This is a genomic window from Xanthomonas cannabis pv. cannabis (assembly GCF_000802365.1).
In the GTDB taxonomy this organism is placed as follows: domain Bacteria; phylum Pseudomonadota; class Gammaproteobacteria; order Xanthomonadales; family Xanthomonadaceae; genus Xanthomonas; species Xanthomonas cannabis.
In genome coordinates this window covers 1-12457 of record NZ_JSZE01000129.1, presented here as the reverse complement: position 1 = coordinate 12457, position 12457 = coordinate 1, and the positions used below count along the sequence as shown (strand labels likewise).

The following is a 12457-nucleotide window of genomic DNA, read 5'->3' as shown; positions in this document are numbered from 1 at the left end:
ATCTTTGTGGCGCGCCCGTTCAATGCAAAATAAACACCTCCCAGCGGCTGCCCGGTCAATCTTGCGAGGTTGGCCTGGATGGTGCCTGAGTAACCTATATCGGCCACCATGGTGGCGCCGTCACCTACGGTTGCTTTCCAGTAATGCAGGTAAGCTGCCCTTTCAGTTTCTGCAAGCGCCAGCAGTTCATTGATCGCCGGGGCAATCAGTTCCAGCAGCTCGAGATGCATCTCCGGCAGGTAGACATCGCGTTGCATGACTGAGCGCCCTAGACGACGTTCCAGAATACGCGTTGCGTCATCTCCCAGGCGTGCCTGTACCAGGTCGCCCAGTGTCCCGGTGTAGGTGCTGTCCAGTAGCAACGCAAGATCATCCGGCGCATGCAGCGAGGGAGTTCCGGTTCCCCGCCGCGACGCTAGCAGATACTTGCCATGTAGCTGCTGCAGTGAAGCGGACGTTTGCCTTATTAGCTGAAAGCCCTGCTCTAGCAGATGGCCTTCCCGGCTCAAGAACAAGATTGTTTCGATATTGCGTAGCTCCGCCATGCGGATCAGCCAGGCGAGATAATCGAAGATCAGCGGGCCCAGCACCACATAGCCAAGACAGGCCGGTGAAAGCGTCGGCAAGGGCATCAACGTTTCCGGATGCCGGTCGGCAAGATCGGCGAACCGATTGGCCAGCAGACCAAGCCATAACTGGTCCTGCCACCGGGCTGCCGCACCCGATGATGGTCTAAGCGGGCGTAATGCGGGAATCGCCTCCAGCAGCGCAGAGGGGCGAAGCACATGCACGGGTGTCAGCAGGTTGTGCATCTGTGGGCGCTGGATGTCTGCGTGTTCGTTGTCGCCGACATGTAGCCATTGCGAGGCATCGACTTTCTCGATGGCTGACAGCTCCTTCCAGGCACTGTCGGCATCCTTGCGCCAACCCGTTTCGCAGGACACATACCAGGCAGCCGGCAGCGCACTGACTTCAGGCGGCAGAACCTGCTGCAGCAGCGGACTATCCAGATACATGTCCGACAGCGCAACCAGGCGGATGCCACGTTGTTGCAGGTGCGTAGCTGCTGCGATCACACCCCGGCGTGGTTGCAGCAACCGGGCTTCCAGAGCCACTTCCAGTGCCTGAAGGGCGGCAATTGGAAGCCCCTTCGCATCGGGCAGGGCAGACAGCGTTGTGTAGATGCGTGATAGATCGACATCGCAGCCATGTTGATGGCGCGCTTTGGACTCGGCAAGCTCACGTAGTTCGAGAAAATTCTCTACTCCGAAGCGGCCCGCTATCAGGTGGGCAAGATAGGCACGGGCACCGGCCGGATACAAGAAGGGCCTCACTACCAAAGTATCGAAGATATCCAGCGACACCAGTCGAGCCTGCAGAGCGGATAGTGTCAAGCGCGTGGCGATCGGTGTCTCGAAGGAAGCCTGCCAGTTGCGCCCACCTTCGTCGCTGAGCGACAGCGTACCGTCTTGCGGCAAGATGCCGATGCGGTACTGCTTGTGGCGCACGACAGCAACGAATATGCGCTCCACCGCGTGGTGCAAAGTGCCGTCGATCTGGCCGTGCTCTTCGGGAAAGTCCTTGATGTCTAGATTCAGAGCGTACAACGGCCGCAGTGCGTCCACCTTCGCCCAGAACATCGATCCGGCAGGAAAATCGATGTACTCCGAGGAGCTGATGTCGAATCCAAGTTGCTGGGCAAGCGCGCGGCAGACGCTGAAATTGCTGAGCCAGGTATGCGCCCACAGCAGCACTCGTTCGTAGCTCTCCGGATAAAGCATGCCAAGCCGCGGCTCGGCCTGAAACATCCCCAGCTGCCAAGCGATGCGCTCCGGGCTCCCCATCAGGGACGCTACCAGGTAGCGGCGCCACTCGCCTTGCTCGCTGCCTGTATATAGCGATTTTTTCGTATGCAGATGGCCGACGACATCCAGTGCAAGGACCTGCTCGCGAAACGTCACCAACAGCGGTGCGATGTCACGGCCGCGATTGGGCACGACGCGTATATCGAGCTTCTCGATCTGTGGCAGCTTTGAAAAGCGCTCGCGCGCCTGAGCTGCGGCTTTCTCGTCCATCACCGATACCAGCAGGTCATAGCGCACTGGCATATGCTGGAGTGACTGCGCGAATTCGTCGATCAAGTCGGGATAGAAGATGTGCAGCATCACGCCAATCTTGAGCTGCAGTTGCGCTAAGGGAGCAGGCGCGGCAAATGGTTGTTGGTCAGACAAGCGATGAACCGCCTGCTGCGTGCGCCCGGCAAGTTGCAACCGCCCCACCAGGCCACGGATTCCCAGGGCGCGAAGCACCTTGAGGACCCGCATTGCGACTGCGGCTGAGCCCGTGAAACCGCCACCGTGGAGCTCCACCGAGCGACGCGCCGCAGCTAAGAGTTTGGAGAGACTGCCGGTCACGCGGTAAGCCAATGGTTATTCATAGATTCTGGTAGTTCGGGCCCGAACCACCCTCCGGTGTGACCCAGTTGATGATCTCGTAGGGGTCCTTGATGTCGCAGGTCTTGCAGTGCACGCAGTTGGCGGCATTGATCTGCAGGCGTTTGCCGGAGGGGCTGGCGGTGTCTGCGACCATCTCGTAGACGTTGGCCGGGCAGAAGCGGGTGCAGGGGTTGTCGTACTCCTCCACGCAGCGGGTGGCGCAGATGTTGGTGTCGAGCACCTGCAGATGCACCGGCTGGTCTTCGTCGTGCTCGGTGGCGGCGAAATACACCGCCTGCAGGCGGTCGCGCGGGGCGAGCTCGCGGCTGACGTAGTCGCGCTTGGGTTGTTCGTAGTCGCCGATCTTGCGCAGGGCCGACCAGTCGGGCTTGTTCTTCAGGGTCCATGGCGAGGCGCCCTTGAGGGCGGTCTCCCAGGCGGCGTTGAGCAGGCCGAACCACAGCCCCTTCTTGAAACCGGGCTTGATATTGCGGACGGTCTTCAATTCGGCCATGGCATCGGAGGCGCGCAACTTGGCGTCGAAGCCCTGCGGGGCGAGCTGTGACTGCACCAGATGCTCGGCCGCCAGCATGCCGCTGCGGATCGCCTGATGGGTGCCCTTGATCTTGGGCACGTTGAGCAGGCCGGCAGTGTCGCCGATCAGCAGGGCACCCGGCATCTCCACCTTTGGCAGCGACTGCCAGCCGCCGGTGACGATGGCGCGCGCGCCTGCCGACAGGATGCTGCCACCCTCCAGCAGCGACTTGATCAGCGTGTGGTTCTTCCATTGTTGGAAGGCTTCCCACGGCTGGTATTCGGGGTCGCTGTAGTCCAGTCCGCTGACATAGCCGAGCGCAACCTGGTTGTTGTCCAGGTGATACAGAAAGCTGCCGCCGTAGGTGCGATTGTCGGCCGGCCAGCCGATGGTGTGCACGATCTTGCCTGGCGTAACGCGGCCTTCGGGCACCTGCCACAGCTCCTTGATGCCGATCGAATACCCTTGCGGGTCGCTGTCGGCAGTGAGGTCGAAGCGCTTGAGCAGCCGCTTGGTCAGGTGACCGCGCGCGCCCTCGGCCAGGACGGTGACCTTGGCACGGATGTCGATGCCAGCGGTGTAGCCGGGCTTGTGCGACCCGTCCTTGGCCACGCCCATGTCGCCGATACGCACGCCCACCACCTGGCCGCTGTCGTCATGCAGGGTCTCGGCAGCGGCAAAGCCGGGGTAGATCTCCACGCCCAGCGCTTCGGCCTGCGGCGCGAGCCAGGCGCACATCGCGCCCAGGCTGACGATGAAGTTGCCGTGGTTGCGCATGCCCGGCGGCACCACCGGGAACTTGCGTGCGCTGTCCTTGCCGAGAAACCAGAATTCGTCGTCGGTGGCGGCCACGCAGATCGGCGGCGGGTTGTCGCGCCAGCCCGGCAGCAGGGCATCCAGCGGGCCGGGCTCGATCACCGCACCCGACAGGATGTGTGCGCCGATGGTGCTGGATTTTTCGATCACGCAGACGCTCAGCTCGGGGTTGAGCTGCTTGAGCCGGATCGCGAACGACAGCCCGGCCGGACCGGCACCGACGGTGACGACGTCGTATTCCATGACGTCACGCTCGACCGCCTCTGACGCTTGCGCGCCGATTCCCGCTTCCGACATTGCTCCGCTCCCGTTGGCTCGATGGCTGGTGCGCATTTTCCGGGATTGCATGTGATGGCGGCAAATCGCTGCGATTCATCCGCCGTGGACAGCGCCGCCAGGGGCCTGCGTGCTAGCGTTCGGAGATGAAGATTCCGGTCCCATTGCCGGGCGCGCAGGTGCAGTGGTGGCGCGGCTGGTTGCAGGCGGCGGCAGCCGATGCGCTGCTGCAGACATTGCTGACACAGGTGCAGTGGGAGATGCACCGCATCCGCATGTTCGGGCGGGTGGTGGATTCGCCGCGTCTGAGCAGCTGGATCGGCGATCCGGAGGCAAGCTATCGCTATTCGGGAACGCAGTTTTTGCCGCAGCCGTGGCTGGACGCATTGCAGCCGTTACGTGCTCGTCTGCAGGAAGACACCGGCCGCCCGTTCAATAGCGTGCTGGTCAATCGGTATCGCAGTGGCAATGATGCGATGGGCTGGCACAGCGACGACGAGCCGGAGTTGGGCGCCCAGCCGTTGATTGCCTCGGTGAGCCTGGGCGCAACGCGACGCTTTGCGTTCAAACATCGCGACGATGCGGCCTTGAAGCAGACGCTGGAATTGGCGCACGGCGATTTGCTGCTGATGGGTGGCGACACCCAGCGCTGCTACAAGCATGCCCTGCCACGCACGGCGCGGCCGGTGGGGGAGCGGATCAATCTGACTTTTCGGCAGATTGCATCGGCTGCGGCAAGATGACGGTGGTTCGCGGCGGGCGTGAGATCAGGCTTGGGCAGTGCGTGCCCTCATCCGGCGCTGCGCGCCACCTTCTCCCGCTTTCGGGAGAAGGGAGGCAGGCGGATCCCGCCGATTGCAGGGTGCTGGATCTGATGCCGGGTGAGATGCGTCCGGGGCTGCAGGTGGACGTGTCGGCTTACGGTGTGCGTGGCAGCGCCGCGCTGTCCTGTTGCCCGGTGGTGAGCGTCCAGCCCACCAGGTCGGTGGTGACCTGGGTCAGCGCCTGCTCGAACGCTGCGGCAACCGCTGCCACATCGGTGCCGCTGGAAGGGCGGGCGACCAGGAAGGTCCGCGACGCGACCACGCGCTGATCCGAGGAGTGCAGCAGCTTGGCGTTGAGCTCGATGGTGGCCGATGGCACCGACTGGCCGGCGTAATCGGACTCGAAGCGGCGCAGGTCGATCGCCAGTTTGTAGTCCGAGCGGATGCCGGTGCCGATGCGCGCGACCGCCGCGATCTTGCCGGAGTCCTCGAACCCGCGCACGACGCTGTCTTCCAGCATGTCGGTGGCCGGTTGTGCCCAGCCGGCGCCGTGGTAGATCTGCAATTCGCCCGGCGTCGGGCGCACGTTGATGCGCGGGCTGTCGATCACGCGCGCAGCGCTGGGCTTATTGATGGCCAGCTGCCAGGTGACCTGCGGCCAGGACGGATTCGGCGTCACGCGCACGGTGGGCGCGTAGATCGTGGCCGGCTTCTTGTCGCCGCCGGTGAGGACCGAGCAGCCGCTCAGCGCCAGCAACGAGATGCACAGCAGGGGACGCAACACGCGCATGGCAGTCATTTCGGTTCGAACTCCTTGGGTGCGTCGCGGCCGAGCAGGTAGCGCGCAGGGTTGTTGTCCAGTTTGTCGCTGACCCGGCGCAGGTCGCGGATCAGGCCGCGCAATTCGGTCAGCGTGGGGCCGAGCTGGCCCAGCCCGTCGTTGGCAAAACTGTTGATGGCCGCGCGGTTCTCGCCGAGGATGTTGTCGGCATTGCCGGCGGCCGAATCCAGCTTGACCAACGTTGCATCGAGCTTGCTCAGGATGCCCGGCAGCTGCTGCACCAGGTTTTGATCCAGCCGCTTGATGGTGCCGTTGGTGGTGGTCAGGGTGGTATCCAGGTTGCGTGCGGCATCGCGCGCGCTGACGATCAGCGCCTGCATGCCTTCGTCGCGATCGGCGATGCCACCGCTGATCTTTTCCAGGTTCTGCAGCGTGGCCGAAATGCTCGCCACGTTCTTGTCCGAGAGCATCTCGTCCATGCGTTCGACGATGCGGTTGGCGGTGTCGGTGATGTTCTGCAGTGCCGACGGGGTGGTCTGGATGATCGGCGCATCGCTCTTGTCGATGGTGGTCAGCGACGGCGCCTCGGGCGTGCCGCCGGAAAGCTGGATGATCGACGGGCCGGTCAGGCTGGTGATGGCCAGCTTGGCGCGGGTGTCGCTCTTGATCGGCGTGGTGGAATTCACCCGCACGTGGGCGACCACCTGGCGCGGATCGTTTGGTGCCAGGGTCAGCTCGGTGATCGAGCCCACCGCGATGCCGTTGTACTGCACCGGGCTGCCGACCGACAGGCCGGTGACCGCCTCGCGAAACACCACCCGGTATTGCTGCCAGGTGCGGTCGGAGGAGTACTTGGCGGCCCACAGCCCGAACAGCAGCAGGGCCAGGCCAGCCACGATGGTGAAGGCGCCGATCAGGACGTAATTGGCTTTGGTTTCCATGCTCAGGCGGTCTCGGTGGAGTCGGTCTTGGCCGCGCGTGCGGCGCGTGCGCGCGGACCGTGGAAATATTCCTGGATCCAGGGGTGGTCGAGTTGTTCGACCTCGGCCAGTGGCGCGTTGGCGATCACCTTGCGATCGGCCAGTACGGCGATGCGGTCGCAGATGGCGTACAGCGTATCCAGGTCGTGGGTGATCAGGAACACCGTCAGGCCCAGGGCCTGCTGCAGGGTACGGATCAGGCGGTCGAAGGCGGCCGCGCCAATCGGATCCAGCCCGGCAGTGGGTTCGTCCAGGAACAGCAGGGGCGGGTCCAGTGCCAGCGCACGCGCCAGGCCCGCGCGCTTGCGCATGCCGCCGGACAATTGCGAGGGCAGCTTGTCCAACGCATCGGCCGGCAGGCCGGCCAACTTGATCTTCAGCAGCGCCAGCTCGAAATACCAGCGCTCCGGGAACTCGCCGTGATGTTCCTTCAGCGGCACCTGCACGTTCTCGCCCACGGTCATGGAAGAGAACAGCGCGCCGTCCTGGAACAGCACGCCGGTGTTGCGGGTGATCAACTGCCGGTCGGCGAAGCTGCCCGAACGCGCATCCGCCCCCAGCACGTGGATGCTGCCGGCATCCGGCTCGCGCAGGCCCAGGATGCTGCGCATCAGCACCGACTTGCCGGTGCCAGAACCGCCGACCACGCCCAGGATCTCGCCACGACGCACGTCCAGATCCAGGTCTTCGTGCACGGTCTGGCTGCCGAAACGGTTAGTGAGCCCGCGCACGGAAATCGCCAGCTGGTCGTCGTCGGCCTCTGGGGCAGGATTGGGGAGTGGGGATTCGGGATTGGTCAAGGCACAACTCTCCCCGAGCTCAGCGCGCCAGCCACGCTTCTGCTCTGCACAAACCCCAAATCCCGAATATCCAATCCCAGCTCCATCACCACCCCATCTTCATGAACCACAACGCCGCAATCGCGTCGAGGATGATGACCAAGGAAATCGTCTGCACCACCGAGGAGGTGGTGCGTTCGCCCACCGACTGCGCGGTGCCGCTGACCTTGAGCCCTTCCAGGCAGCCGATCAGGCCGATCACCAGCGCGAACAGCGGCGCCTTCGACAGGCCGACCAGGAAGTGCCGCAACTGGATGGTCTCGTGCATGCGCGCCAGATACATCTGCGGCGGGATATCCAGGTCGAACGCGCCCACGGTGACGCCACCGGCCAAGCCGGCGATCATGGCGATGAAGGTCAGCAGCGGCAGGGTGAAGATCAGCGCCAGCAGGCGCGGGATCACCAGCAGGTCGATCGGGTCCAGGCCGAGGGTACGGATGGCATCGACTTCCTCGCGCGATTTCATCGCACCGATCTGCGCGGTGAAGGCGCTGGCGGTGCGTCCGGCCAGCACGATGGCGGTCAGCAGCACCGCGAACTCGCGCAGGAAGGCGATGGACACCAGTTCCACCACGTAAATCTCTGCGCCGAAGTCGCGCAGGATGGTCGAGCCCAGGAACGCGATCACCGCGCCGACCAGATAGGACAGCAGCACCACCAGCGGCACCGCGTCCAGGCCCACCTGTTCCATGTGGTGCACGGTGGAGGTCAGGCGGAAGCGGCGCGGCTCATGGATCAGCCGCATGATCTTGACCAGGTTCTCGCCGAGAAAACTGTTCAACTCCAGGATTCCCTGGCCGACGCCATGGGTGGTGCGGCCCAGACGGTCCAGCGCGGCGACGAAGCCGTAATCGCGCTTGGGCTTGGGGCGTTCGTCGTTGAGTTCCTCAATGGTGCACACCAGGGCCTGGTGCTCGTCGCGGAAATCGATGGCGTCTTCCTTGAGCCCGAGGCGGCCGGCAAAGCGCAGCAGCTGCAGCACGCCGGCCGAATCCAGTTGCCCGATACCGCGCGCGTCGATGCGGCGCACCCCGTCGGGCACGGTCTGCAACAGTTCTGCCTGGGGCAGGGCGGTCGCCAGGACCCAACTGCCGGCGAGGCGGATCTGTGCCTGATCCTGCGAGTCTTGTTCGATGCGGGGAGGTTGCGGTTTGATCATGGGTGGCCTGTCCGTGGCACCAGCATACAGGGCCGGCGTGAGCGAAAGATGGGGGCGCGGCGGCGGCGATCGCCCTGCCCCCGGGAATCAGGGCGCCGGCCACGCGCGCTGCGGCATACACTGGCGGCCTCGCCACACGGCGTTTCTCCGGCCCGACCCGCCACGCATGTCCGCTGCCACCGTCGTCTTACCGTCCGCCAGCGCCACCTACGCCCAGCGCGTCGCCTTCGTATCGGAAATCGCCGGGCGCCTGCATTCCTATGGCACCACCGCGCAGCGCCTGGAGGCGGCAGTGGTCGGGCTGTCGCAAAAACTCGGTCTGGACTGCGAACCCTGGTCCAACCCCACCGGCATCATCCTGAGCTTCAGCGACCCGACCAAGGCGATCGGCTCCAGCGACATCACCCGGGTGATCCGGCTCGCGCCCGGCGAGAACGATCTGTACAAGCTCAGCGTGGCCGACTACGTGGCCGACAGCGTGGCCAATGGGCGCATGAGCATTGCCCAGGGGCACACCGCCTTGCGCCGGTTGGACCGGGAGGTCGATCGGCGCGGCAAGACCATGCAGGTGCTGGCGTTCGGGCTGGCCGCCGCCGGCGTGGCCGGGTTGTGGAAGTTGCCCTGGCTGGACATCGCCACTGCCGGCGCCATCGGCATGTCGATCGGCCTGCTGACCCAGTACACCGACAAGCGGCCTGCGACCAAGGAGGCCGGCGAAGCGCTGGCCGGGCTGCTGGCCGGCGTGGTGGCGGCAGTGGTGGCCTCGCTGGTCGGGCCGTTGAACCTCAATACGGTGATCATCGCCTCGCTGGTGGTGTTGCTGCCCGGCATGTCGCTGACCAACGCATTCAACGAGCTGGCCAGCCAGCACTGGGTGTCCGGGACTGCGCGCCTGGCCGGTGCGGTCACCACGGTGCTCAAACTCACGGTCGGCGCGGTGATCGCGGTGACGCTGACCCAGCTGGTCGGCCTGCACCCACGGGTGGCCGCCTTGCGTCCGCAGTCGGGATGGGTGGAATGGGCCTCGCTGCTGGTGGCCGCGTACGCGTTTGCGGTGTTGTTCAAGGCCAATCGGCGCGATTATTTATGGATCATGGCCGCGGCAATGTCCGGTTATGTCATCGCGCGTTATGCCGGCCATGCCTGGGGCGGCCCGGCTGGCGTATTTGCCTCGGCCATGGCACTGACCGCCGCCGGGAATCTGTTTGGGCGGGTCGTTCAAAAACCCGGTGCGCTGATCCGGTTGCCGGGCATCATCATGCTGGTTCCCGGGAGTGTCAGCCTGCGGGGATTTTTGACCCTGGTGCAGCAGCAGGATGTCAGTGTCGGACAAGCGGCATTGTTGGCGGTGACCAATATCGTGATGGCATTGATGGCCGGCCTGCTGTTCGGCAATCTGCTGATTCCGGCGCGCAAGAATTTATGAATAAGCCGATCATCGCCCAATAAAAACGCCGGCAATGCCGGCGTTTTTATTGGTCTGGATTTAAGCGGCCTTGGCTTTCTTGCTGGCGCGCTTGGTTGCCGTCTTGCGCGGCGTGGTCTTTTTTGTCGCTGCCTTCTTCGTACCACCGCCCACCTTGCTGATCAGAAAGTCTTCCACTTTCTTGCCGGCAGCGGTCAATTCGGCCAGCCAGCGCGGCTGCTTGCCGCGGCCGGTCCAGGTTTCCTGGGCATTGGCGGGGTTGCGGTATTTCGGCGGAACCTTGCCCAGCTTGCGGCCGGCACGCGGGCCCGGCTTGCCGGCAGCAGCGGGACGGCCCGGCCCGGCACTGGCGGCGCTACCGAACAATTCTTCGATGGAATACCCCTGGGCTTTTGCCGCACGGGTCAGCTGAGTGCGAACCTTGGCGATCGGGACGCGCTTGGCAACCACGGTCTGTTGCTTCTTTGCGTTTTTGATCAAGGCGCCCAATTGCTTGGCCGACAGGCCGGTGAGATCGATCGACATCACTACTCCGGAAGAATGAGAGAGAAAGAATGCCGGTCCGTGGCAGCGGCGGCCATCATAATGTCAGAAAACCGGTATGACAAATGCGCCGAAATACTTCGGCGCCTTGCGTTCATCCAATTGAAGCGGGGGTGCGTTGTTTGATCAACGGCCCAGGCGGGAGAATAATCCGGCCTTATCCAGGTTTTCTGCCGAATCGGCGGTGCGGGCGCGATATTCAAATGTGCCGGCGGCCAATCCCCGTTCCGAGACCACCACCCGATGCGGAATGCCCAAGAGTTCCATATCGGCAAACATGGCACCCGGACGTAGGCCGCGGTCATCCAGTGCTGCATCGATACCGGTGGCAATCAATTCGTCCAGCAATGCCTGGGCGGCGGCCACCACGCTGGCGTCCTGTTTGGGATTGATCACGCACACCACCACCTGCCACGGCGCCATCGGCGCCGGCCAGATGATGCCGGCATCGTCGTGGTTCTGTTCGATCGCTGCGGCAACGATGCGCGAAATGCCGATGCCGTAGCAGCCCATCTTCATCACCGCGGCCTTGCCGTTTTCATCGATGACGGTGGCCTGCAATGCCTGCGCGTACTGGCTGCCCAGCTGGAACACGTGGCCGACCTCGATGCCGCGCGCCAGACGCAGTTCGCCGCCATCGGCGGCGCGCTCGCCTTCGACCACGTTACGCACATCGGCCACGGTCTCCGGTTCCGGCAGGTCGCGGCCCCAGTTGACGCCGACCAGATGCGCGCCGACCACATTGGCGCCGACCACGAAATCGGCCATTGCCGCGACATCGCGGTCGGCGACCACGCGCACCGGGCGCGCAGTGTTCACCGGGCCCAGGAAACCCGGCTCGCAGCCCAGGTGCTCGCGGATTTCGGTTTCGTTGGCCAGGCGGTAGTCGGCCAGGCCAGCCACCTTGCCCAGCTTGATCTCGTTGACCGCATGGTCGCCGCGGACCAGCACCAGCACGAAGCCGGCCTGCGTCATCACCGCCACCGACTTGACCGTGCGCTGCAACGCGATGCCCAGCAGCTGTGCGACGTCTTCGCAGGTCTTCTGGGTGGGCGTCGCCACCTGCTGCATCACTTCGCTGGCGTCGGGACGCGCGGCGGGCAGCGCGGCGCTGGCGGTTTCCACATTGGCCGCGTAATCGGACCCGGTGGAGAACGCCAGCGAGTCTTCGCCGGAGGCGGCGATGACGTGGAATTCCTGCGAGGCGTCGCCGCCGATGGCGCCCGAATCGGCCTGCACCGCGCGGAACTCCAGCCCCAGGCGGGTGAAGATGCGGGTGTAGGCGGCGCGCATGTTGTCGTATTCGCGCGCCATGTCCTCGTCGGTGAGATGGAAGGAGTAGGCGTCCTTCATCAGGAATTCGCGCGCACGCATCACGCCGAAGCGCGGGCGGATTTCATCACGGAACTTGGTCTGGATCTGGTAGAAGTTCAGCGGCAGCTGCTTGTAGCTGTTGATCTCCTGGCGCGCGAATTCGGCCGCGGCTTCTTCGGCGGTGGGGCTGTAGCAGAACTCCTGCTCCTTGCGGTCCTTGATCTTGAGCAACTGCCCGCCGAACTTTTCCCAACGGCCGGTGGCGTCCCACAGCTCGCGCGGCTGGATGGTGGGGAACAGCACTTCCACCGCCCCGGCACGGTTCATTTCCTCGCGCACGATCGCCTCGACCTTGCGCAGCACGCGCAGGCCCAGCGGCGACCAGGTGTACAGCCCGGAGGCCAGCTTGCGGATCATGCCCGCGCGCAGCATCAGACGGTGGCTGACCAGCTCGGCGTCGGCCGGGGTTTCCTTGGTGGTGTGCAGGTGGAACTGGGAAAGACGCATCGGGCTTCGCTTGGGCGGAAAGCCCATAGTTTGCCAGTCTCGCGCCCTGCCGGTCATCGCCGGGTGCGCGTTGCCGGTGGTC

General features: G+C 64.5%; 10 protein-coding genes. 2 read left to right on the top strand and 8 right to left on the bottom strand.

Translation table 11 applies throughout. From position 1 onward, the window contains the following. A partial coding sequence (locus OZ10_RS17700; RefSeq protein ID WP_052210060.1) for a rhamnan synthesis F family protein occupies positions 1-2324 on the bottom strand: 2324 nt, incomplete at its 3' end. 109 nt (positions 2325-2433) lie between these two features. Further along, positions 2434-4083 (bottom strand): electron transfer flavoprotein-ubiquinone oxidoreductase, encoded by a 1650-nt coding sequence (locus OZ10_RS17695; RefSeq protein ID WP_039566264.1) that lies wholly within the window; start codon positions 4081-4083, stop codon positions 2434-2436. Between the two features lie 125 nt (positions 4084-4208). Here OZ10_RS17695 and OZ10_RS17690 point away from each other — a divergent pair, with 125 nt between their 5' ends. Further along, a complete protein-coding gene (locus tag OZ10_RS17690) occupies positions 4209-4805 on the top strand; it encodes an alpha-ketoglutarate-dependent dioxygenase AlkB family protein (protein WP_039412546.1) in 597 nt (198 codons plus the stop codon). Positions 4806-4980: 175 nt separating this feature from the next. Here OZ10_RS17690 and OZ10_RS17685 read toward each other — a convergent pair whose 3' ends face one another. From OZ10_RS17685 to OZ10_RS17670, 4 genes are all read right to left on the bottom strand, one after another. Then, positions 4981-5625, bottom strand: a complete 645-nt coding sequence (locus tag OZ10_RS17685) for an ABC-type transport auxiliary lipoprotein family protein (protein ID WP_039412544.1) — start codon at positions 5623-5625, stop codon at positions 4981-4983. Continuing rightward, positions 5622-6548, bottom strand: a complete 927-nt coding sequence (locus OZ10_RS17680) for an MlaD family protein (protein ID WP_039412542.1) — start codon at positions 6546-6548, stop codon at positions 5622-5624. Before OZ10_RS17680 ends, OZ10_RS17685 begins: the two co-directional genes overlap by 4 nt. Before the next feature lie 2 nt (positions 6549-6550). Further along, positions 6551-7387 (bottom strand): ABC transporter ATP-binding protein, encoded by an 837-nt coding sequence (locus OZ10_RS17675; RefSeq protein ID WP_039412540.1) that lies wholly within the window; start codon positions 7385-7387, stop codon positions 6551-6553. Positions 7388-7472: 85 nt separating this feature from the next. Then, complete coding sequence (locus tag OZ10_RS17670) at positions 7473-8585, bottom strand: MlaE family ABC transporter permease (RefSeq protein ID WP_039412538.1); 1113 nt, start codon at positions 8583-8585, stop codon at positions 7473-7475. Between the two features lie 166 nt (positions 8586-8751). Here OZ10_RS17670 and OZ10_RS17665 point away from each other — a divergent pair, with 166 nt between their 5' ends. Next, on the top strand, positions 8752-10011 hold the full coding sequence (locus OZ10_RS17665; RefSeq protein WP_039566260.1) for a threonine/serine exporter family protein: 1260 nt from the start codon (positions 8752-8754) through the stop codon (positions 10009-10011). A 60-nt stretch (positions 10012-10071) separates the two neighbouring features. Here OZ10_RS17665 and OZ10_RS17660 read toward each other — a convergent pair whose 3' ends face one another. Together OZ10_RS17660 and OZ10_RS17655 are read right to left on the bottom strand one after the other, a co-directional pair. Further along, complete coding sequence (locus OZ10_RS17660) at positions 10072-10536, bottom strand: H-NS histone family protein (protein ID WP_039412534.1); 465 nt, start codon at positions 10534-10536, stop codon at positions 10072-10074. Between the two features lie 144 nt (positions 10537-10680). Next, on the bottom strand, positions 10681-12375 hold the full coding sequence (locus tag OZ10_RS17655; protein WP_039412533.1) for a proline--tRNA ligase: 1695 nt from the start codon (positions 12373-12375) through the stop codon (positions 10681-10683). Between the last annotated feature and the right edge of the window lie 82 nt (positions 12376-12457).

Coding starts and splice junctions, on each gene's coding strand:
- OZ10_RS17695 (WP_039566264.1), bottom strand. CDS start 4,083: ATGTCGGAAGCGGGAATCGGCGCGCAAGCGTCAGAGGCGGTCGAGCGT.
- OZ10_RS17690 (WP_039412546.1), top strand. CDS start 4,209: ATGAAGATTCCGGTCCCATTGCCGGGCGCGCAGGTGCAGTGGTGGCGC.
- OZ10_RS17685 (WP_039412544.1), bottom strand. CDS start 5,625: ATGACTGCCATGCGCGTGTTGCGTCCCCTGCTGTGCATCTCGTTGCTG.
- OZ10_RS17680 (WP_039412542.1), bottom strand. CDS start 6,548: ATGGAAACCAAAGCCAATTACGTCCTGATCGGCGCCTTCACCATCGTG.
- OZ10_RS17670 (WP_039412538.1), bottom strand. CDS start 8,585: ATGATCAAACCGCAACCTCCCCGCATCGAACAAGACTCGCAGGATCAG.
- OZ10_RS17665 (WP_039566260.1), top strand. CDS start 8,752: ATGTCCGCTGCCACCGTCGTCTTACCGTCCGCCAGCGCCACCTACGCC.
- OZ10_RS17660 (WP_039412534.1), bottom strand. CDS start 10,536: ATGTCGATCGATCTCACCGGCCTGTCGGCCAAGCAATTGGGCGCCTTG.
- OZ10_RS17655 (WP_039412533.1), bottom strand. CDS start 12,375: ATGCGTCTTTCCCAGTTCCACCTGCACACCACCAAGGAAACCCCGGCC.